The 19,553-nt window shown below is 70.1% G+C and carries 22 protein-coding genes and 1 pseudogene; 11 read left to right on the top strand and 12 right to left on the bottom strand.

Features of this window, described 5'->3' with window-relative positions:
- Positions 1-101: 101 nt before the first annotated feature.
- On the bottom strand, positions 102-1,634 hold the full coding sequence (locus RB628_RS18350) for an FAD-dependent oxidoreductase (RefSeq protein WP_318321586.1): 1,533 nt from the start codon (positions 1,632-1,634) through the stop codon (positions 102-104).
- A gap of 127 nt (positions 1,635-1,761) precedes the next feature.
- Here RB628_RS18350 and RB628_RS18345 point away from each other — a divergent pair.
- Positions 1,762-2,229: pseudogene (locus tag RB628_RS18345) on the top strand (SRPBCC family protein); the annotation flags it as partial.
- A 305-nt stretch (positions 2,230-2,534) separates the two neighbouring features.
- On the opposite strand, the gene RB628_RS18340 reads toward RB628_RS18345, so the two are convergent.
- The 5 genes from RB628_RS18340 to RB628_RS18320 all read right to left on the bottom strand — a co-directional run bounded on the left by RB628_RS18340 (position 2,535) and on the right by RB628_RS18320 (position 5,309).
- A complete protein-coding gene (locus RB628_RS18340) occupies positions 2,535-2,945 on the bottom strand; it encodes a hypothetical protein (protein WP_318321545.1) in 411 nt (136 codons plus the stop codon).
- 66 nt (positions 2,946-3,011) lie between these two features.
- Entirely contained in the window at positions 3,012-4,043 is a 1,032-nt protein-coding gene (locus tag RB628_RS18335) for an iron-containing redox enzyme family protein (protein WP_318321544.1), read from the bottom strand.
- Positions 4,040-4,333: a CDGSH iron-sulfur domain-containing protein gene (locus tag RB628_RS18330; RefSeq protein WP_318321543.1), complete on the bottom strand. Its 294-nt coding sequence runs from the start codon at positions 4,331-4,333 to the stop codon at positions 4,040-4,042. Before RB628_RS18330 ends, RB628_RS18335 begins: the two co-directional genes overlap by 4 nt.
- A complete protein-coding gene (locus RB628_RS18325; protein WP_318321542.1) occupies positions 4,317-4,994 on the bottom strand; it encodes a HemK2/MTQ2 family protein methyltransferase in 678 nt (225 codons plus the stop codon). Before RB628_RS18325 ends, RB628_RS18330 begins: the two co-directional genes overlap by 17 nt.
- A gap of 9 nt (positions 4,995-5,003) precedes the next feature.
- Positions 5,004-5,309: a hypothetical protein gene (locus RB628_RS18320; RefSeq protein ID WP_318321541.1), complete on the bottom strand. Its 306-nt coding sequence runs from the start codon at positions 5,307-5,309 to the stop codon at positions 5,004-5,006.
- 326 nt (positions 5,310-5,635) lie between these two features.
- On the opposite strand from RB628_RS18320, the gene RB628_RS18315 reads away from it, so the two are divergent.
- The 3 genes from RB628_RS18315 to RB628_RS18305 all read left to right on the top strand — a co-directional run bounded on the left by RB628_RS18315 (position 5,636) and on the right by RB628_RS18305 (position 8,570).
- Positions 5,636-7,003 (top strand): phosphatase PAP2 family protein, encoded by a 1,368-nt coding sequence (locus tag RB628_RS18315; RefSeq protein ID WP_318321540.1) that lies wholly within the window; start codon positions 5,636-5,638, stop codon positions 7,001-7,003.
- Between the two features lie 291 nt (positions 7,004-7,294).
- The gene (locus tag RB628_RS18310; protein ID WP_318321539.1) at positions 7,295-7,543 is read left to right on the top strand and encodes a DUF4287 domain-containing protein; all 249 of its coding nucleotides are present in this window, start codon (positions 7,295-7,297) and stop codon (positions 7,541-7,543) included.
- Positions 7,544-7,610: 67 nt separating this feature from the next.
- The gene (locus RB628_RS18305; protein WP_318321538.1) at positions 7,611-8,570 is read left to right on the top strand and encodes a type II CAAX endopeptidase family protein; all 960 of its coding nucleotides are present in this window, start codon (positions 7,611-7,613) and stop codon (positions 8,568-8,570) included.
- 19 nt (positions 8,571-8,589) lie between these two features.
- Here RB628_RS18305 and RB628_RS18300 read toward each other — a convergent pair whose 3' ends face one another.
- A complete protein-coding gene (locus RB628_RS18300; RefSeq protein WP_318321537.1) occupies positions 8,590-8,760 on the bottom strand; it encodes a hypothetical protein in 171 nt (56 codons plus the stop codon).
- 36 nt (positions 8,761-8,796) lie between these two features.
- Positions 8,797-9,153 carry a PRC-barrel domain-containing protein gene (locus RB628_RS18295; protein WP_318321536.1) on the bottom strand — a complete coding sequence of 119 codons (357 nt, stop codon included), beginning with the start codon at positions 9,151-9,153 and terminating at the stop codon, positions 8,797-8,799.
- Between the two features lie 412 nt (positions 9,154-9,565).
- Between RB628_RS18295 and RB628_RS18290 the strand changes: the two genes are divergently transcribed.
- The 3 genes from RB628_RS18290 (at position 9,566) to RB628_RS18280 (ending at position 11,519) form a co-directional block, all read left to right on the top strand.
- Positions 9,566-10,138 (top strand): DUF5994 family protein, encoded by a 573-nt coding sequence (locus RB628_RS18290; RefSeq protein WP_318321535.1) that lies wholly within the window; start codon positions 9,566-9,568, stop codon positions 10,136-10,138.
- A gap of 5 nt (positions 10,139-10,143) precedes the next feature.
- Positions 10,144-10,455 carry a hypothetical protein gene (locus RB628_RS18285; protein WP_318321534.1) on the top strand — a complete coding sequence of 104 codons (312 nt, stop codon included), beginning with the start codon at positions 10,144-10,146 and terminating at the stop codon, positions 10,453-10,455.
- Positions 10,456-10,646: 191 nt separating this feature from the next.
- A complete protein-coding gene (locus tag RB628_RS18280; protein ID WP_318321533.1) occupies positions 10,647-11,519 on the top strand; it encodes a helix-turn-helix transcriptional regulator in 873 nt (290 codons plus the stop codon).
- Positions 11,520-11,568: 49 nt separating this feature from the next.
- On the opposite strand, the gene RB628_RS18275 is transcribed toward RB628_RS18280, so the two are convergent.
- A complete protein-coding gene (locus RB628_RS18275) occupies positions 11,569-11,958 on the bottom strand; it encodes an ATP-binding protein (RefSeq protein WP_318321532.1) in 390 nt (129 codons plus the stop codon).
- An 846-nt stretch (positions 11,959-12,804) separates the two neighbouring features.
- Between RB628_RS18275 and RB628_RS18270 the strand changes: the two genes are divergently transcribed.
- The 3 genes from RB628_RS18270 (at position 12,805) to RB628_RS18260 (ending at position 15,494) form a co-directional block, all read left to right on the top strand.
- Positions 12,805-13,137, top strand: coding sequence for a MerR family transcriptional regulator (locus RB628_RS18270; RefSeq protein ID WP_318321531.1), 333 nt, complete (start codon positions 12,805-12,807; stop codon positions 13,135-13,137).
- Between the two features lie 65 nt (positions 13,138-13,202).
- Positions 13,203-14,006: a PAQR family membrane homeostasis protein TrhA gene (gene trhA, locus RB628_RS18265; protein WP_318321530.1), complete on the top strand. Its 804-nt coding sequence runs from the start codon at positions 13,203-13,205 to the stop codon at positions 14,004-14,006.
- Positions 14,007-14,255: 249 nt separating this feature from the next.
- Positions 14,256-15,494 (top strand): PP2C family protein-serine/threonine phosphatase, encoded by a 1,239-nt coding sequence (locus RB628_RS18260; RefSeq protein WP_318321585.1) that lies wholly within the window; start codon positions 14,256-14,258, stop codon positions 15,492-15,494.
- Here RB628_RS18260 and RB628_RS18255 read toward each other — a convergent pair.
- The 3 genes from RB628_RS18255 to RB628_RS18245 form a co-directional block, all read right to left on the bottom strand.
- Entirely contained in the window at positions 15,442-16,620 is a 1,179-nt protein-coding gene (locus tag RB628_RS18255; protein WP_318321529.1) for an HTTM domain-containing protein, read from the bottom strand. The genes RB628_RS18260 and RB628_RS18255 overlap by 53 nt on opposite strands.
- On the bottom strand, positions 16,610-17,197 hold the full coding sequence (locus RB628_RS18250) for a DUF5819 family protein (protein WP_318321528.1): 588 nt from the start codon (positions 17,195-17,197) through the stop codon (positions 16,610-16,612). The genes RB628_RS18255 and RB628_RS18250 overlap by 11 nt, the downstream gene beginning before the upstream one ends.
- Before the next feature lie 330 nt (positions 17,198-17,527).
- A complete protein-coding gene (locus RB628_RS18245; RefSeq protein WP_318321527.1) occupies positions 17,528-18,808 on the bottom strand; it encodes an ice-binding family protein in 1,281 nt (426 codons plus the stop codon).
- A gap of 244 nt (positions 18,809-19,052) precedes the next feature.
- On the opposite strand from RB628_RS18245, the gene RB628_RS18240 reads away from it, so the two are divergent.
- Positions 19,053-19,364: a hypothetical protein gene (locus RB628_RS18240; protein WP_318321526.1), complete on the top strand. Its 312-nt coding sequence runs from the start codon at positions 19,053-19,055 to the stop codon at positions 19,362-19,364.
- The last annotated feature ends 189 nt before the right edge of the window (positions 19,365-19,553 follow it).

Here is a 19,553-nt window from a genome sequence, read left to right as displayed (position 1 = left end):
GCGGGCGGGGCCTCGGAGGGCGGCGGTTTCGGGGGTGGCGGTCGCTCCTGACAGCTGACGTCAGCTGTCAGCCGTAAGGGGTCAGCGCGGGTCCGTCGCGCCTACTCCGGGATATCGCGCTTCTCCAGCGGGCGCACCGCGGGCCCTTGGAGGATCTGTCCGTCGGGGGCGAAACGGGAGCCGTGGCACGGACACTCCCATGCCTGCTCCGCGTCGTTGAAGGCCACGATGCAGCCGAGATGGGTGCAGCGCGCCGAGACGGCGTGGAGCGAGCCGCTCTCGTCCCGGTGGATGGCGTACTGCCGTCCGCCCACGCGCACCACGGCGCCGTGGCCCCGGGGGATGTCGTCCGGCGCGGGGGCCGTCACGGCCGGCAGCCGGTCGCCGACGAAGTGCCGGGCCACCTGGGCCTGATGCTTGAGGAACGACGCCCCCGCGCGGACCACGGGTGTCAGCCGGCGCGGGTCGTAGAGGCCGCTCCAGGGGGACGGGAGGCCGTTGATCTGGTCGCTGAGGAGCCGGCCCGCCATGATGCCGCCGCTCATGCCCCAGCCGCCGAATCCGGTGGCCACATAGGTGTGCCGACTGCGGTGGTGGAGCGGTCCGACCAGCGGTACGGAGTCGGTGGAGTCGTTGTCCTGGGTGGCCCAGCGATGGGTGAACGTGAGACCGGTGAAGCGGTCGTCGGCCCAGGCGGTCAGCCGGGTGAACCTCTCCTCGACATCGGCGGTACCGGGGGTGAAATGCTCCCCGGTGACGATCAGCAGGCGCTTGCCGTCGCGGTACGGGGCGCTGCGCACCGAGCGCGTGTTCTGTTCCTGCGTGATGTACATGTCACGCGGGGCGCGGTCCTCGTCGATGGTCGCGGCGACGACGAGTTCACGGCGCGGGCTGAGGCGGGTGAACAGCAGAGCCCGGTCGAAGACGGGATAGTGCGTGGCGATGACGACTTCCCCGGCGCGGACCGAGACCCCGGTATCGGTGCGCAGGATGCAGGGTTCGCCCTCGGTGAGACGGACGACGCGCGTGCCCTCGTACACCGTGCCGCCGCGCCGGCGCAGGTCGTCGGTGAGGGCCAGCAGGTACTTGCGGGGATGGAACTGTGCCTGTCCGCTCACCCGGACCGCGCCGGCGACCGCGAAGGGCAGGTCGGTCCCGGTCACGAACTCGGCCGGCAGTCCAGCCTCACGCGCGGCTTCGGCCTCCGCCCGCAACTCCCCGACGTGCTGCGGGTCCTCGGCATAGGTGAGGGCGGCCGTCTCCTCCCACTCGCAGTCGATGCCGAGTTCGTCGACGATCCCGGAGGCGTGCCGGATGGCCTCCATCTGTGAGCGCGCGTACAGGCTGGCGCCCTCGGGACCGCGGGTGCGGCGCAGGTGGTCGTAGACGAGGGTGTGCAGGGCGGTCAGTTTGGCCGTCGTGTGGCCGGTGACCCCGGCGGCGACGCGGCCGGCCTCCAGCACCGCCACCTCGCGGCCCTGCCGGGCCAGCTCCCAGGCGGTGCTGAGGCCGGCGATGCCGCCGCCGATCACGGCGACGTCCACGGTGAGGTCACCGGACAGCGGGGGAGCGGGGACGCCGGGAGGCGCCGTCTCCAGCCAGTAGGAGCCGTGGGTCGCGGTCTGGGGGTTCATGGCGGCCGAGTGCCCCTTGTGATTCGCGATACGCCCCGACAGGGAGGTCTTCATTCCGCACACCTGGGTACCCGAGGTCGTGCGGAAGGCCGCCAATACCGCGAATACCTCAAATGAGGAGGAAAGTATGAGCACGGTCAAGGAAGCAGTGGACGTAGAGGTTTCCGTCCACACCGCGTACAACCAGTGGACGCAGTTCGAGGAGTTCCCGCAGTTCATGGAGGGCGTCGAGGAGGTCAGGCAGCTCGACGACCGGCGCAACCACTGGACCACCAAGATCGGTGGGGTTCGGCGCGAGTTCGACACCGAGATCGTCGATCAGCTTCCGGACGACCGGATCACCTGGCGGTCCGTCAGTGGCGACACCCAGCAGCGCGGCTCCGTCCGCTTCGAGCGTCTCGACGAGACGCACACCCGGGTCGAGCTCACGATGGAGGTCGAGCCCAGCGGCATGGTGGAGAAGGGCGCGGACGCGCTCGGCATGATCGACCGCCGGGTCAAGGGCGACCTGCACCGCTTCAAGGACTACGTCGAGGAGCGCGGCGGCGAGACCGGCGCCTGGCGGGGACGCATCCAGCCCGGCGACGCCGGCACGACCGGCACGGCCGGTACCCCTGGGACCCCCGGCGTTACGCCCGGTACGCCTGGCGGTATGCCTGGGACCCCGGGCAGCACTCCCGGTGGCCCTGGCACCACTCCCCGTGGCCCGGGCAGCACTCCCGGTGGCCCTGGTCCGGTTCTCTGACAGTCGGGTCCTCACCCCATGACGCCGGTGGCGCCGTGCACGGCGCCACCGGTGAACGGGTCGTCCTCCGCGACGACCCGTTCGGTGTGTCCGGCACCCGTCGGCGGCGTCCGGCAGGAACATGCCGGCCTCGACTCCGGTGGCCGGCCAGGTACTTAAGTCAGGTACTCAAGTACGGGCTCGGTCACCGTCCCGGCGGCGATCCGGCCGACCGCCTGGGCCACGGAGGCCTTCGCGTGCCGCGCGGAGTACGCGTCCCGGGGCAGGCGGGCCTGCTCCGTCCGCTCGGCCCGGGACGGGGCGGCGACCTGAGAGGTGTCCCGCAGGGCGTGGGCGTGGTCGGCCAGATCGCGCAGGGCCGTGAGGAGACGCGCGGTGGGCTGCTCGTCGTCGGCTGGGTGAGCCGCACGCTGACGCGCCCGTGGTCCGACGGGTGGGCGTCGAGCGGCACCATGAGCCCGGGGCCCGCCCGCCTGGTTCGTCCGCCCGCTCGGCCGGGCCGCGCGCACCCCGGAGTTCGCGAACCGCGAACAGGGATGGCCCCCGCGCCCGAACACGACCGGCACAGCGCGCCCCCCGGCGTACGGCAGGACGCAGGGCCGAGGGGCCGCTCGAATCCTCTGGCGGCTCCGTCAGATCCAGCCATCCCCCCGCAGCCCTGTGGCGCCCTCGCGCCAGGCGTCGAGCAGCCCGCCCGCCAGGCGGTCCTCCAGATAGGTGGTCGCCCGGATGCCGAAGACCACGTCGGCGTCCAGGTGCGGTTCGCCCTCCAGGAGGCCGCCGACGACGTCGTGCCGTACTACCTGCTCGTGCACCGCGTCCGCCGTCACGTGCTCGGTGTAGAACCGTACGGCCGCCGGGCCGGCGCCCACCCGGCGCATCGCCTCGGCCAGGCGGCGCGAGGCCGGGGACGAGGTCACCTCGACGGCGGCGAAGTGTCCGACCAGCGCCGCGCGCAGGGCGCGGTGCAGACCGAACAGGGACATCAGGTTGACGGTGGCGAGTGCCTCGGCCGGCGCGGCGTCCACGTAGTGGCCGTACGTGGTATCCAGCCGCAGGTCCTCCATCAGGTCGGCGAACAGCTGCGCGTGGATCTCGTCGGCGCGGCCCCCGCCGAACTCGTCGAACTCCACGGCCACCATGGCAGCCTTGGCCCGGCCGTGGAGCCGGGGGAGTACCCAGGCGTGCGGGTCCGCTTCCTTCAGGTGGTAGAGGGAGCGCATCGCCGCGTACGCGCGCACGTGGTCGAGGCCGCCCTCGTTCTGGAGGAAGTACGAGACGCTGCTTCCGTCGTCGCCGACCGGTTCGAGCTGGAGTTCGTCCAGCACCTGTTCGGCGGTCTCCGTGTCGTCGGCCGGGACGTCCGCGCGCAGTGCGCCCAGGAAACGGTTCTCGATCGCACCGCGGACGGCCAGCAGACCGCTGTCCCACTCAAGGCTGTCCGGGACGTCCTCGAAGCCCTGGTAGTGGAGCTCGTAGAGGACGTAGAGGGCGAGTTGCAGGTCGTCGCCGTAGGGGGAGCAGTCGTCGGGAGACGGCACGCTCCCGGGGCCCGAACCGCGCAGCAGGGCCGTCACCGCGGCGGAGAGGGGGCCGCGCGGCTCGGGCAGCGGCGGCGGCAGGAGCCGGAAATGCTGCCGGGAGAGGGCGGGGGAGCCGGTCATGAGGCCTTGCCTTCGGTGTCGTCTGTGCCTTCTGTGCCTTCTGTGCCGTCCTTGCCGTCCTTGCCGTCCTTGCCGTCCTTCGCGGACGGTTTGCGGCGGCGGTGGCTGGTGTCGCACCAGGGGAAGTCGCGGCTGCGCCGGCATGTGCAGACCGCGACGGTGAAGCGGTCCGAGACGGCCACCTCGCCGTCCTCGCCCATCACTTCGACCGGCCCCTCGATGAGCAGGGGCCCGTCGCGCTGGACGCGGACACGGCGGGGGCGGCGGGGTCGTTCAGGCGTGTTCGGCACGGATCACCGCCAGCTCCTCCGTCGTGCCGTCGTCCGTCAGGCCCTGCTCACGCAGCCAGGCGAGCCGGGAACGCAGCACACGTCCGTAGGGCAGCACGGCCCGGTCGACGACCTCCGCCCGCAGGCCGGCCTTCTCCAGGCGGGTCAGCGTCGCGTCGATGCCGCACAGGTGCGAGTGCACGATCAGGAGCGTCCCCGTCGGCCGCAGGACCGTCGGCGCGGTGTCGCAGATGCGGTCGATCAGCAGGCGGCCGTCCTTTCCCGCGTCCCAGGCTCTGGCGGCACCCCGGGGCGCCGCGGTGCTCGGGGCGGGCACATAGGGCGGGTTGGTGATCACCAGGTCGAAGCTGCGGCCGGGGACGGCTGCCGCGAGGTCGCCGCGGCGTACGCGCAGGGTCTGTCCGTTCAGCAGGGCGTTGAGTCGGGTGGCGGCGAGCGCCCGCCAGGAGATGTCGACGGCCGTGACCCGGCCGCCCAGCCGGGCGGCCTCGACCGCGAGCAGGCCGCTTCCGGTGCCCAGGTCAAGTACGTCCGTCCGGTCGGTGATGCCTTCGCGGCACATCGCCTGCCGCAGCAGCCGGGTGTCCGTCTGCGGCGCGTACACGCCCCGGGGCACCCAGCATCGGAGCGGGGGAGCGGCGGTGAGTGATTCGGCTGTCATAGGAGTCCCTCAGTCCGAGCCCGGTGCCTGCACCGGCAGCCCGTCCAGGGCCCGGGCGACGCCGAGAAGGTTGTCGGCCATGGTGCGACCGGTCCGGTGCGCCCACTGCCACTGCCACTGCCACTGCCACTGCCACTGGTCGCCGTCGCCCGCGTCGGTGACGAGGCCTGGGGCGTGGTGGAGTTCGACGGCTCGTACGGAGTCCACCTCCACGTCGTGCCGGGCGAGCCGCTGCACGACGGCGGAGGGCCGCACCTCGGTGTCGGAGGACTCGGGGGACTTCTTGAGGGTGCGGTTGACGACAAGTGCTCGCACGATTGCTCCGACGTCGGGGACAGGCGGCCCACTGCGCGGACATGAACCGGCAGCCCACCACGAGTACCCCCTGGCAGCAGACGTAACGGGGCAGGGTCCGGACCCCGCTCGGCGAGACACCTCGAAGTTGCGGATTCATCCACCTGAGTCGCTGACACAGTGCCGCTGTGCGCCGGGTGGACAGCGGAAGCACCTTTTGATGTCACGGTCGGAACCGAGACGTCAACTCCTCCATCTTCCTTTGCCGGGAGCCCCGAAAGGCTACCTATTCGGTGTGTTTCGTAACTCACTGATAAAAATCCGGCAAATCAGATGGAGAATTGGATATGTCGACACGGGTTATTTCGCGAATAAGCGGCGGAGATACGTTCTCCAAATGGCATCGGCCGCGAGCGAGAACCTGGGCCGTGGCGGGTGTGGCGGCCCTGGGATTCCTCATCACGCTGGAGATCGCCGCACGTCGCTACGGCCTGCCGGGGCCGATGACCAATCAGGTGCAGGAGGTCGTGTTCGCCCCCAAATCGGGGCCTCTTCTCTACGCCAGTATGGCGCTGATGATGGTGGTGCTCCCCTGGCGGGAACGCTGCATCGCGACCGGTGTCGCCGTGGGCGTCGACGCGGTTTTCTGGCTGGTGCGGTGGGCGGTCGGCGCCAGGACGTCCGAGGGCCACTGTTTCGGCAACGGCGCGCTGTGGGTGATTCTGGGCTGCGCGGTCATCGCCGTCACGCGCCGCACCGGACAGGAACGGGTCCTGCTGCTGAAGGGCGTCGGGCTGGGCCTGCTGCTGGTGGCCGGCCGCAAGGCGGGTGACACCTGGCTGCTGATCACCTCGAAGACCCGCCCGGCGGTGCTCGACCCGTACCTGGCAACCGCCGATCACGCGCTGGGCGATCCGTCGTGGCTGATGGGCCGGGCCGTCAGGGCCACGGGCCCGATCGGTGCCCATCTTCTCGACTGGGTCTACATCCAGCTCGCGGTCGCCGCGGTCCTCGTCGCGCTGTACCAGCTGCGCAACGTTGCGGCCGAAGGGCGTTTCCCGCGTCATCATGTGGTGCGCACGTTTCTGGCGATCGGTCTCCTTGGTCCAGGCATCTACATGATCTTCCCGGTGGTCGGACCGGTCTTCGCGTACGGCACCGGCGCTTTCGGCACCGGCGGCGGGCACTGGGCGGTGGGGAACCTGTGGCCGGACACGCTTCCGCCGGTCACCACCCCGCAGCCGATGCCCTACGACGAGATCACGCCCCGCAACTGCATGCCCAGCCTGCACACGGCGTGGGCCACCGCGATCTTCGTCCACTCCCGCCGGGGCCCGCGGTTTCTGCGGTTCGCGGGCACGTTCTGGCTGATCGCCACGCTCGCAGCGACACTGGGCTTCGGCTACCACTACGGCGTGGATCTCGTGGCCGGCGTGGTGTTCGCGCTCACGGTCGAGGCAGCTCTGCGCTCGGCCGACCGTGGCTGGGACCGCTCGGGAATCCGACTGGTCGCGTACGGCCTGACGGTCTTCGCCGCGCTCCTGCTGACGTATCGCCATCTGTCGACGGAGATGGCCGGACATCCCTGGGTGTTCGGGCCCCTCGTCATCCTGGCGATGCTCTCGGTGATCGCCGGCTACGTACGGACCACCAGAAGGTGTGAACCGAAGCCCGCACCGGTACGGCAACCGGAGCGGCAGCTCGAACTGGTGTGAACGATGTCAACTCCCGCCTCGCCACAGGCCGGCTGTCGTCGGCAGACCTCAGCAGACCTCATCGGATCTCACCTGCGACCGGCCTTCCGGATGAGCCGGAACGAGGACATCTACCGGGTGCAGGTCTACGGCCATGACGGCGGCCTGCTGGAGCAGTTGGGGTACGGAGCGGTCCCGGGCACCCGCCCGTGACCCGGATCACTTCTCGGGGCCGATGACATCTCGCGCCCCCGCCGGTCATGACCGTCAGCACACTGACTGAGGGAACCGAAGGAGAGGGACGCGACCGACATGACCGCACCTGTGAAGGGCCCCGCCAGTTATTTCCCGTCGATCGAGAAGAAGTACGGCCGTCCGGCAGCGGAGTGGAAGGACCTGATCCGGACCTCGCCGCTGACCAGGCACATGGAACTCGTCTCGTGGCTCAAGAGCGAACACGGTCTCGGTCACGGCCATGCCAACGCGCTCGTGGCACACACCCTCGCCGAACAAGCCGCCGAACAAGCCGCCGAACAAGCCGCCGAGCAAGCCGCCGAGTGAACGGGCCTGACCGCCCTGGGCGACCCCCGTCGGCGCAACGGCCGTCCACCGCAGGGATGCTGACCCCATGACGACGCACACCACCGCCGAACCGCCTCAGCCTCCCGGCCCACCCTGGAACCCGCCCGTCACCGTGCCGGCCCAGCCGCTCCCGTACCACCGCCTGGCCCTCACGACCGGGAACCACCGGTGGTGGCGGCCGCTGGCGGGGACCTTGGTGGTGCTCGTCGGCGCGATCCTCGTCGTGCTGGTGCTGCTCATCGGCAGCGAGATCGCCGGTGCGGTCCTGGACCGTCCCCATGACGCCGACGGCAACCTCATATGGGGCGGCACAGGGGAGACCGCCATGGCGCTCCTCTCCCTCGCGCTCTGTCTGCCGGTGGTCCTGCTGGCCGCGCGATGGGTGCAGCGCCGCCCGGCGGGCACGGTCTCGTCGGTTGCGGGCGGGCTGCGGTGGCGCTGGCTGGGGCTGTGCCTCGCGGTGGCCCTGCCCGTGTCGGCGGTGTCCCTGGGCATCTCCATGCTCCTGCCCGAACAGGACGACAGCTTGGCGGAGCTGACGTGGGCCGGACTGTCGCCGTTCCTGCTGGGCCTCGCGACGGTCTGCCTGCTGGTGCCGTTCCAGGCCGCGGCGGAGGAGTACGTGTTCCGCGGCTGGCTGTTGCAGGCGGTCGGAGCCTGGTGCCGCTCACCGTGGTTCGCGGTGACACCGCAGGCGGTGCTCTTCGCCACCGCGCACGGCTGGGGGACCCCCTGGGGGTTCGCCGACCTGGTGGTGTTCGGCCTCGTCATGGGTCTGCTGACCGTACGTACGGGCGGACTCGAAGCGGCGATCGCGCTGCACGTCCTCAACAACCTCCTCGCCATGGGGCTCATGTCGGCGATCGCCGGCGGCCTCGACTCCGAGGAGACGGCCGCCGACATGAACTGGATGATGGTGGCCGTCGACGTGCCGATGGTCGCCCTCTACGCGGCGGTCGTCCTGTGGCTCGCCCGCCGGCGTGGCCTGCGCGCGTCAACCGGGTAGCCCACGTACGGCTTCGCGGTCAGCGGAGGGGCCGCCGCCTGGCGCGCCGGGACAACCGCACCGCGAAGAAGATCACGTCGGCGGCGAAGACCACGATGCCGAGGGCCAGGAGATACCCCAGGCCGTCGGCCACCACCCCGATGAGTCCCAGGACGACCGCCACCAGGATCAGCAGAAGGAAGAGCGCCATCACCCGTACCACCTCCGCTGTGCCGTGGTCGTCTGTTCAGCGCCGTGCGAGCTGACGTTCGCCCCCTTCTCCCGGCTGGTACGCCATGCCGTAGTGCCGGAAGATCTCCGCCTCCCGCTCGGCCGGCAGCACGTCGTCCGTCCCGATCGACGGGGCTTTGCGGACCAGCCCCTTGGAGTAGGGGACCTTGACGTAGTCCGGTCCGAGGACCGCGTCGTCGAGGGGGACGAAGACCAGCCGTTGGCGGGTGGGCAGCCCGGTCCGGACGGTGGCCATCGCCGGTTCGTCGGTGGCCGTGTCCACGTAGACCGCTTCGAGCATGCCGATTCTGTGCTGTTTCGCGTCGATCACGTCGTGGTCGCGCCACTCGCGGATGTCGGCTGAACGGATCATGCCTGCTCCCTGTCCGCGCTCCGGCGGGTGGTGCGACGCCCCCGGGCGTGGACATGCCCGGGGCTGTCCTCCGGGCCCGAGCACATGAATGTGCCGACCCATTTATCATCGTATGACCGAAACGCCTCCCGACACGACCGAGGAGGCGGGGGAACAGGGCTGCACGGCCCCGGTGGGCGAGGCATTCCGCGCGGGGTGCGTCGGACATGCCTCGACCGGTGTTCCAGGTGGGGCGGTTCCGGGCAGGGACGCACGGGGCTGTCTGTCCGTCGGCCGTTCAACCGTCGGGTCTGTTCGGGGAGTACTCTCGAATTGCCGAGGATATTCCGCGCACCGGCTTCCAAGCTCGTGTCATTTTCGGCGATCGAATATGCCGGGCCGGTCATGGCCGTCCCGGGGCAGGGTTCGCGTCATGACGACCGCGACCGTTTCCCACCCGCCGACAGCCGAAGCCGAGGACCGGTCCGCCTCCCTCTCTCCCCGCCTGTCGCTGGCTCCCGTCGGCCCCGCACCGGCTCTGCTCGACGGCGCATGGTGGCCCCGGTCCCTCGATCTCGCGGCGGAACTCCCCTCCCTGACCGCCGTACTGGATCCGCTGTGGGGGCGGGTCACCCGGGTCACGGTGAATCCCGTCCACTGGCCGGTCGTTCCACGCAGGGTGCCCGTGGCCGGGCATGTGGTGAAGGTGGGCTGGTTCCTGGCCGAACAGGACCCGCACGAACTGCTGTTGCTCTCGTACCGCACGGGCCGGTGGAACCTCCTGGTGGTTCCGCCCCAGACACCTGCCGCCTCGGCCGCCTGGCTGATGGCCGCCGCGAGCGACCCACTGGGCGCGTCGACCGCGAGCCGGCTGATGGAACAGGCGGCGCGGCTGCGGACGCTGCCCGAAGGGGGACATGGGGCCCGCGATCCGGCCGTACGTCCGCGGATCCCCGTCGCGACCGCCGCGATGCCGCTTCAGCCACCTCAGCAGATGGGAAGGTGAGAACCGTGGAGACCTTTGTGACCGTGATCGTGAGCATCGCGTTGGTCGTCGTCGGGGTGTTCCTCATCCACCGGCTCAACTCACAGCACAGTGACCGCATCGCCACCTTCCACTACGGCCACTCCGGGATGCCTGTTGCGGGACCGCCTCCGGGGACGTCCGGCACCCGCCGCCGCGGCCAACGCGGCGCCGGACGCGGGCGGTTCCACCTCTGGCGCCGTACCCACAGGAGAGCGGGGCCGACCCCCCGTCCGGAACCCACGGAGCCGACGGAGGGGCCCGCAGGTCCGGGAAGCGGCGGTGGCACCGCATCCTGACAGGCCGGGTCTCCCGCGCCCTGTACGGGCGGGACGCGATCTTGCGCTCGCCCCTGGGACCAAGGCATTTGCCAACGTAAGAATCCGTCTCGGCTGCCGCGACCACGTCGGCATTGCGCGTGATCAACAGCCTCCGTGCCGTGGCAACCTGCTTGCCGACCCAGCTATTTGCATACGGAGGTACACCGCACGTGGCGGCGAAGACCAATCCCACCGTCAGGAGACGCCGTCTCGGGGCCGAGCTACGCCGCCTCCGCGTGGCCAGTGGGCTGAAGAGCACAGAAGTGGCCGAGCGGCTCATGGTCTCTCAGCCCAAGATCAGTCATCTGGAGAACGGCAACCGTGCCATCAGCCCCCGCGATGTGCGCGACCTGTGCGTGATCTACGAAGTGACGGATCAGCAGGTCGTCGACTCCCTGATGGAGATGGCCAGGGAATCCGGTCAGCGGGGCTGGTGGCACCCCTACGGCGACCTCCCCGACAGTGTCTTCATCGGCCTGGAGACAGACGCCGCCTGCCTGCACACTCACGCGGCCATGGTGGTGCCCGACCTCCTGCAGACCCCCGCATACGCCCAGGCTGTCATCGCCGAAACGATCCCTCGGCTGACTGCCGAACAGGCCGCCACGCACCTCAAGGTGCGGCTGCGCCGCCAGCACCGGATCTACGACCCGGCCTGCCCGCTGCGCCTGTGGGCCGTCCTCGACGAATCGGCACTGCACCGTGTCGTCGGCAGCCCGGACGTCATGCGTGAACAACTGGAGCACCTGAACGCAGTCGGTGCGGAGCCCCACATCACGGTGCAGGTGCTTCCCTACACGGCGGGCGCTCACCCGGGCCTGTCCGGACAGTTCTCCATCCTGCGGTTCGCCGACGGTCCCGAGGCCGGGGTGGTGTACCTGGAACGGTTCACCAGCGGTCTCTGCCTGGAGAAGCCGTCCGACGTACAGCACTACACCGTGATGCACGACCACCTCCGGGCCCGGGCCCTCACCCCGGACAGCAGCCGCGCCTTCATCACCGACACCACCAAGACGCACATCGACGCGGCGAGTCGGTCCTGAGCGTCGGCCGTCCGCTCCCGGCGGTGCCGGCACCGCCGGGGCTCCGGCGCTACCGGGCGAGCAGGGCGCTCACGGTCTTGCCGCCGGCTGCCTGGCGGGTCACGGCGGTGGCGCGGGCGAGGCGGTTGACCATGAACCAGCCGAATCCTCCCGTGTCGCCGGTCAGGTCGGGGGTGCGCATGCGCGGCGCCCGTGAGCTGCGGTCGTGCACGGCGACCTCGATGCTGTCCGGGTACGCGGTCAGGTTCAGAGTGCCGGTCCCGCCCGCGTGGCGTACGGCGTTGGTGACCAGCTCCGAGACGACCAGGACCACCGTGTCGGCAGCCTCGGACGCGATCGACGGTACGAGACCTTCGAGGAAGTGCCGGGCGCTCTCGCGTGCGCCGACGACGGACGTCGCGGGGCGGAGAGCAGTGAGGTTGACGCTCATCGTGTCCATCAGGTCACCCTGGTCTCTGGATCGTCACTTCCCGGTGCTTGTGCCCCGTCCTGCGGCGGTTAACCCGGCGTTGACCAGCTTGCGCGCTGTGTACCTCGCTGTCCGAGGTCGATTGCCTCACCGTCGAACGCGCGAAAATCTATGTTGGCTGAAGTAGACATTGGGCGGCGTCATGGTTATGGTTTCTCTCGTAGCCCAGAGAGACAGCAGGGCCTGGCAGACAAGAACTGCCGGCCGGCAGTAGATGCAGTTGCAGTGCGCAGAACGGTGCGGTGGTGGAGTTCCGAAGCCAGGGCTGTTGCAGGACGGCGACGGGACTGACGACCGGACCGGGTGGCCCGCAGTGATCAGGGGCCGCCGTGAGAAGTACCCAGCAGTGAAGTCAGTGAGCAGCACCTCGGTGAAGGCGTCGGCTGCGGGCGCGCGCACCGGGAAGTTCGGCAGTGGGGTTCCAAGCCAGAGCAGACGCAGGACAGGCGACGGGGCTGGCTGCCGAAGAGCAGTACGCATTACCGGCAGTATCGGTAGTACGCACAACCAGCAGTATCAGCAGTACGCAGTCCCCCCGTTTGAAAGCAGTTGATCACCGAGGGAAAGAACGGAGGAGCCAGGCGCCATCAGGATCGCCCGGGGGGCTTTTCGCCCGGGTACCGCAGGACATCGATAGTGAGGTGGTCTCCGGTCGAGCAACCGCGATCCCAGCACCCCCGACAGCATTTCGGTCGGGTCTGCGGAAATCGAAGGCCGGCGCAGTACCAGGGCCGGCAGATGGTGTAGTAGTTCCTTCGGGGCCTTGGTGCCGTACGGCACCAAGGCCCCTCCATGTATTGCCAGAGAGAGGTGCAGATGACAGCAGACGACTCCTACGGCCGACTCGACGACGACGACTACCCCGCCTACACCATGGGGCGGGCCGCCGAGATGCTCGGCACCACGCAGGGCTTCCTCCGCGCCATCGGCGAAGCCCGCCTCATCACCCCGCTCCGCTCCGAGGGCGGACATCGCCGCTACTCCCGCTACCAGCTGCGCATCGCCGCCCGCGCCCGGGAACTCGTCGACCACGGGACCCCCATCGAGGCCGCCTGCCGCATCATCATCCTTGAAGACCAGCTTGAAGACGCCCAGCGCATCAACGCCGAGTACCGCCGCACCGCCTCCCTGCACCCGTCCGGCATCTGACCCGCACTCCCACAGCGGCGCGACGCCGCGCCGCACTCTTCCGCCGATATCCAGAATATGAGCGCATGATCGCCGAAGACATCGAGCCGCCGGCACACGGAGGGGAGCCCCAGCCCCGCCCCAGCGCCACTCCCGACGCCCGGCGCACCCCGGCGGTCGACGCGCCCGTCGGCGCAACCGGCCGGCTGACCGGCGGGCAGGCGGTCGCCGGCCTGGAAGGCGGGGTGGAGCGCGCGGCGGCTGCGCTGAAGCCGAGGATGCGCGGCTGGCTCCACGCCGGGGTGTTCCCCCTCTCGCTGGCCGGCGGCATCGTCCTGATAGCCGTCTCGCGCTCGGCGGCGGCAGTGGCGGCCTGCTCGGTGTACGCCGTGTCGGCCTGCCTGCTGTTCGGTACCAGCGCGGTCTACCACCGCGGAACATGGGGCCCGCGCGGCGAGGCGGTCCTGCGGCGGCTCGACCACGCGAACATCTTTTTGATCATCGCCGGCACGTACACCCCGCTGGCGGTACTGCTGCTGGACGCGCACCAGCAGCGGGTGCTGCTGGCCGCGGTGTGGGCGGGTGCCCTGACCGGCATCGCCTTCCGCATCCTGTGGATCGGGGCTCCCCGGTGGCTCTACACCCCTTGCTACATCGTCCTGGGCTGGGTGGCCGTCTTCTACCTGCCCGACTTCGCGCGCGCCGGCGGCACCGCGGTCGTCGTACTCGTGATCACCGGCGGTCTGCTCTACACGGCGGGCGCCGTCGTCTACGGACTCAAGCGCCCTGACCCCTCACCGGCCTGGTTCGGCTTCCACGAGGTCTTCCACGCCCTGACCATCGCCGCCTTCACGGCGCACTACACGGCCATCGTCCTGGCAGCCACCTGATCCCGTTCCGCGCATGCCCGAGCGCATGAGCAAGCCCCGGCCGCACACGGTCCGGGAGAGACTGGTGGCGAGGCGGGCCCCGGGGCTCGTGGTGCAATGTGACCGGTCCGGAGCCGGGCGGGTCTTTCGCGATCCCGGGACGGAGTCCTGAGCGTCATCGAGCAACGAGGAGCCGATGTGACCGCAAGCGGACCGGACGACGGACGGGCCTCCCGTTTTCCCGGGGACGGCAGTCGCCGGGACACGGCGATGACCCTGGCGGGGGCGTTGGAGGCGGCGGAGGCCGCGGCGCCTGTGGAGTCGCTCGACGTGGTCGCGCGCATGCTCAAGGAGCAACTCGGGGCCAGGTCGGTGTCGTTCCTCATCATCGACTTCACCGGCAGCTCAGTCGTACGACTGGGGGCGGCTGGAGACGTCGAGACCGATGAACCCGCCCGGCGGATCATGCTGCGGGGCACCCTGTACGACGACGTGATCCGCACCCAGCGGCCGAGCCTGGAGGACAAGGGCGACGGCGCGCCGGTACGGATCGTCGCCCCGGTGACCAACCGCGGGGACGCCATCGGGCTCCTCGAACTGTTCCTGCCCGTGGCGCCGGACGATGAGGTGATGCGGGAGATCGGCGAGACCGCGCACGCTCTGGCGTACATCGTCATCGCGAACCGGTCCTTCACCGACGTGTACCAGTGGGGCCGCCGGACCATGCCGCTCAGTCTGGCCGCGGAGATCCAGCACCGGCTGCTCCCGGCGTCACTGGCGTGCGAGGCGGCCCAGTTCGCGGTGGCCGGGGCGCTGGAGCCGGCCGAACACGTCGGGGGCGACACCTTCGACTACGTGATCGACCGGGACACGGTCCAGCTCTCCGTCACCGATGCCATGGGCCATGACGTCGACGCCGCGCTGCTGGCCACCCTTCTGGTGGGTGCCCTGCGCCGGGCGCGGCGGGCCGGTGCCGACCTCGGCGAACAGGCCCGCCAGGCCGACGAGGCCATGCGCGAGCACGGCCGCCAGGGCTACGTCACCGGCCAGCTCCTGCGCATCAGTCTGATCGACGGCAGGACCGAGTTCGTCAACGCCGGGCACCCCTGGCCGCTGCGGATGCGGAACGGCGAGGTGCGGGAGGTCACTCCGAAGATCGACATGCCGTTCGGCTTCCATGCCCCTCACACCTACCACGTTCAGTCGCTGGACCTGCGGCCGGGCGACCGGCTGGTGATGCTGACCGACGGCATGCTGGAGCGCAACGCCAAGAGCGAGGACCTGTCCGACCTGATCGTGCGCACCCGTGCGCTGCATCCCCGCGAGGCCGCCCGCGCGCTCATCGCGGCGATCGTCGACGCCAACCACGGCCATCTGCAGGACGACGCGACCGTCATGTGCCTGGACTGGCACGGCATCGGCAACTCCCATCGTGACGCCGCCACCGGAGCCGACCTCACCGACGCCTCCCGCCCCTCAGGGACGGGACGGACCACTCCCGGGCGATGACTCCGGGCGGTTCGCTCTGGGCGGGCACCGGGGCGCGGGGTGGCCGGGCCGCGTCCGCCGGCTCTCCGGAACCCGCCCGCCGGGCCGTGCGCCGCCACATCCGGGCCAGGGCCAGGTAGAAGCGGTCCGGCAGGAAGACTGCGTCGGCGATGATCATCGCGCCGGAGAAGAGCGGCAGCCCCATGAGTACCGCGATACCCAGGTGCATGCCCAACAGCGCGGTCAGGACCGGGTACTTGAGCCGTCCGAACAGGACGAACGGAAAGGCGACCTGCAGCAGCACCGTCAGGTAGCAGGCGATGGCGATCAGCACGTCGTGCTCGTCCGCCATGAGGGAGAGTCCGGGCCAGGGCCGGAAGAGGTCGAGGTTCAGGACGTAGTGGAGGGCGGTCCCGTTGCCCCAGGAGCTGCCCTGCACCTTGTACAGACCCGCGGACCCGTAGAGGAAGCAGACCTGGGCCGCGATGACGAACATGCCGCAGTTGTGCAGCACGGCGGTCAGGGTCCGCCGGGAGGTACCGAGGTGATGCCGGAGCCCGTCCGTGATCCGGTTCGCCGGCGTGCGCTTCCCGGCACCCGCGCATGTCCGAAGCCGGGTTCTGCGTGCGTCCAGGGACCAGCGACGGCCGCATGCGGTGAGGACGAGGTAGACGGCCATGAGGAGGATCAGGTTGTCTCCTCCGTCGGTCATGAAGATCGCCCTGCCGTGGAACGACGCGACCACGACGGCGAACAGCACGGACACCGCTCTGGTCCGCCAGCCGAGGGCGAACAGCGCCGACACGCCGACGGCCAGCGCGTAACAGGACTCGAAGTACGCCCGGCTGTCGGACAGGGTGAGGACGCTGACCCATCCCGTCTGGTCGAACAGCTGCCTGGCCAGCTCCGGCGTCCACGGTGATCCCGGGCCCCAGATCTCGTGGCGATGCGGGAACTCGCGCAGCAGGAAGGCGAGGTAGACAAGCCCGTATCCGATGCGCAGGACCGCCGCGGCGTACAGGGAGACCGGCCGCTCGGTCAGGGCAACGAGAGTCGCACGAACACGGTCGGGTACGCGCTGCGGGGCGCCCGCCCCCTGCCTCAGGGCGGTACGGGGCTCCGGTGCGGGTGCCGGCTCAGTTTCCATGGAAGTCCGCCTCCACCTTCCACCAGGGCAGATATCGCGTATCGGTCGCTCTCGGCGCGACTGCGGCCACGCCCGTGCTGCCGGCCGGGGCGGGCGCGGCGATGGGCACGGTGACCACCCGTAGCTGGATGGCCTCGAAGCTCCCGCCGCGGTGGGCGGCGACGCGATCCGACGCGATGTTGGTCAGGTACTGCTGAGTCATCAGCGCCCGCTGCGAGCGGGGCCGGTCGTCGCCGACGTGGCTTTCGGCGTAGGAACTCCAGGCCCGTCGCAGCATGTTCTGCGCCGTATGACTCGGGAAGGGGTTGTGCTTCACCGCGGAGTTGTCCACGGCGGTCAGATCGAACCAGCCGCTCACCTGCGCGGTGCCGTCCGGCGCAGTGCGCATGGTCCTCGCTGAGATCTGCCGGTTGACGGACTCCGGGTCCGGGGCGAAGAGCCGCCAGTTCTGCTCGAACAGTGGGAAGACCCAGGCGTTGACTTGCCGGCTGTACTGCTGGGAGAGCGGATTCGGGGGCGCGACGTGCAGGAACACCAGGAGCACATGGACCAGGGCCGTCGTCAGGCAGAGGAACACGGCAGCACTCGTCGCCGCTTGCAGGAGTACCGGCGGAGGCCCCGACTGTTCCGTGGATCTTCCCGCGACGCGTTCCGCCGGTTGTCGAGGATTTTGCGGTTGTTGCGGTTGTTGCGCGGATTCCTGCGTGCATGCGTCGGCGGACAGGTCCGCACGTACGTCGGCGGGTGCGTCAGCATCCGTCGATGCGGTGCCATCCAGCACGGCCCCACCCGGCCCTTCGATCCCGGCTTCTCTCACTGCTGCTCCTGAGTTCTCGGCGGCGGCGCGCGGTGGAATCTAGAACGATCCGCCGCGCGCCGCCCGTCCCCTCAGGGACGCGTGTACGACTCAGTGACGAATGTCGGCGTAGCCGTCGTCCTTGCCGGGCTCGCTGTCGTGCCCGTCGTAACCGCCGTGCTCTTCGGGCTTTTCGCCGTGGTCGTGGCCGCCGTGCTCGTCGGGCTTGCCGTGGTGGTCGTGCCCGCCGGGCTTGCCCGGCTGCCCGCCGTGGCCGTGGCCGGGACCGCCGATCGCGCCGCCGTTGACGCCGCCGTTGACGCCGCCTGTGGTGGCGCCCGTGGTCCCGCTGGTCGTGGTGCCGGCGACAAGGCCGCCGAGCACTCCGCCCGTGGTGCCGCCCGTCGTCAGGACGCCGCCGAGGAGACCGCCCAGGGCGCCACCGGTTCCGCCACCGGTTCCGCCGCCCGTCGGCACACCGGCGATGGCGCCGACGGTGGTGCTGCCCGTGGTGCCCGTGGTCGTGCCCGTGGTCGTGCCACCGGTCGTGGCTCCGGCGATCACACCGCCGCTGACCAGCCCGCCCGTGGTCCCGCCGGTCCCGCACGGCCCCAGGAAGATCCTGTTGCTGTCCAGCGTCACGGCGCCGTCACCACGTGCGCCGGCGTCGGCCAGCAGTCGGCCGTTGATGGTCGCGCCCGTGGTGGCGGTGATCGAGGTGTCGGCCAGGATGGTGCCCACGAACGAGGTGTTCGTACCGAGCGTGGCCGAGCTGCCGACCTGCCAGTACACGTTGCACGGAGAGGCACCGTTGACGAGGCTCACCGTGCTGTTCTCGGCTGCCGTCGTCAGAGTCGAACCGATCTGGAACACCCAGACGGCACTGGGGTCGCCCTGGGCGTCCAGCGTGAGTGTGCCGGTGATCTGTGCGCGGCTGTTCGCCCGGTAGAGGCCCGCCGTCAGCGTCTGACCACCGAACTCGTGGGGGTCGTCGTTGTACACCGCGTTCGTCAGAGTCTGTCCGGCGGCCTGGTTGTACGCCGTGGTCAGGTCGACCTTGGCCTGACCCGCGGCGGCGTCGGCGGAGTGCAGAGTCCCGGGCGGGGTCACGATGCCGGGACCTCCGTCGGACGCGAAGAACCCGGTGATGGCCGTCCCGGGGCTCACGCCGACGTTGAGACCTTCGACCACCGTGGGACCGGTGTTGGTGACGGTCGCGCCGGCGAGCACTCCGTAACTGGCCGCCGTGCCCAGAGGCACCGGGGTGGCAATGGCGTGCGCACGTGTGGGTGTCAGAGCGAGGACGGCAGCGGCGACCACCACGGCCGTCACCGCTGCGATCCACACCGACAGTGTGCGCCGCACAGGCGCGTCATGGATGTTCGGCGTCATCGAGGGGCCAACTCCTTTGAGAGGGATGATCTTGGCGATTCCCGGCCGCGCGGAATCGCTTGATTCGGCGGCTGGAATATTACGCAGGAAAGTGATCCAAATGCGATGTATTCGGGCGTGGTGGCTTAAATGGGAGAATCCTCTGAGGTATCTGTACAAGTGATTAATGGGCTGAATGGCGCTGTTCCGCGGTGCTCTTGCTTTCCGGGGGATCGACAACTGTTCGACCAGGGAAAGAGGCCTTGTGTCCGCTGTGGGCGACAAGATCGAGGGGCCGTTCATGGACGGCGTCACTGTGCCGATTCCTCGGACGGCGGGTGACGCGCTCGACCCCGCGCTCGGTCACAGCAGCTCGTTCACCACCACCACCGTCACCGCCAAGGTGACGGTGGCCGCCACGGCTCATCCCCGTCGACGCCGGGGCTCAGGTGCCGGCCCGCCGGTTCCGGGACCACGGCGCGAAGGGCCGGTCGCTCGCCGCCGCCGACGGGACGGGCACGATGGCACCCTCACGCCAGAGATCGCCGCGATCCCGTACACCTGCACCGCAGGCTGACCCCGCCTGCCCGGTTGACCCCTTCTTCTTACAACAGAGAACCCCCAGGTCTGTGACCTGGGGGTTCTGCATGGCCTTGGCCTTGCGGCGGTTGGCGGTTGGCGGTTGGCGGTCTGTGGGTTGTGGGTTGTGGCTCAGGAGCAGCGGGTGCTGACGCCTCCGGTCTCGTCGCCCTTGAGGTAGATACCG

This window comes from Streptomyces sp. ADMS, assembly GCF_033441795.1.
GTDB lineage: Bacteria > Actinomycetota > Actinomycetes > Streptomycetales > Streptomycetaceae > Streptomyces.
Note: the sequence above shows the minus strand (reverse complement) of the source record. Positions and strands in the feature narration are given on the sequence as shown.

What these genes read in the sequence shown, in the direction of transcription:
- RB628_RS18350 (WP_318321586.1), bottom strand. Translation starts at nt 1,634, where the DNA reads ATGAACCCCCAGACCGCGACCCACGGCTCCTACTGGCTGGAGACGGCG.
- RB628_RS18335 (WP_318321544.1), bottom strand. Translation starts at nt 4,043, where the DNA reads ATGACCGGCTCCCCCGCCCTCTCCCGGCAGCATTTCCGGCTCCTGCCG.
- RB628_RS18325 (WP_318321542.1), bottom strand. Translation starts at nt 4,994, where the DNA reads ATGACAGCCGAATCACTCACCGCCGCTCCCCCGCTCCGATGCTGGGTG.
- RB628_RS18315 (WP_318321540.1), top strand. Translation starts at nt 5,636, where the DNA reads ATGTCGACACGGGTTATTTCGCGAATAAGCGGCGGAGATACGTTCTCC.
- RB628_RS18310 (WP_318321539.1), top strand. Translation starts at nt 7,295, where the DNA reads ATGACCGCACCTGTGAAGGGCCCCGCCAGTTATTTCCCGTCGATCGAG.
- RB628_RS18305 (WP_318321538.1), top strand. Translation starts at nt 7,611, where the DNA reads ATGACGACGCACACCACCGCCGAACCGCCTCAGCCTCCCGGCCCACCC.
- RB628_RS18300 (WP_318321537.1), bottom strand. Translation starts at nt 8,760, where the DNA reads ATGGCGCTCTTCCTTCTGCTGATCCTGGTGGCGGTCGTCCTGGGACTC.
- RB628_RS18295 (WP_318321536.1), bottom strand. Translation starts at nt 9,153, where the DNA reads ATGATCCGTTCAGCCGACATCCGCGAGTGGCGCGACCACGACGTGATC.
- RB628_RS18290 (WP_318321535.1), top strand. Translation starts at nt 9,566, where the DNA reads ATGACGACCGCGACCGTTTCCCACCCGCCGACAGCCGAAGCCGAGGAC.
- RB628_RS18275 (WP_318321532.1), bottom strand. Translation starts at nt 11,958, where the DNA reads ATGGACACGATGAGCGTCAACCTCACTGCTCTCCGCCCCGCGACGTCC.
- RB628_RS18270 (WP_318321531.1), top strand. Translation starts at nt 12,805, where the DNA reads ATGACAGCAGACGACTCCTACGGCCGACTCGACGACGACGACTACCCC.
- trhA (WP_318321530.1), top strand. Translation starts at nt 13,203, where the DNA reads ATGATCGCCGAAGACATCGAGCCGCCGGCACACGGAGGGGAGCCCCAG.
- RB628_RS18260 (WP_318321585.1), top strand. Translation starts at nt 14,256, where the DNA reads ATGACCCTGGCGGGGGCGTTGGAGGCGGCGGAGGCCGCGGCGCCTGTG.
- RB628_RS18255 (WP_318321529.1), bottom strand. Translation starts at nt 16,620, where the DNA reads ATGGAAACTGAGCCGGCACCCGCACCGGAGCCCCGTACCGCCCTGAGG.
- RB628_RS18245 (WP_318321527.1), bottom strand. Translation starts at nt 18,808, where the DNA reads ATGACGCCGAACATCCATGACGCGCCTGTGCGGCGCACACTGTCGGTG.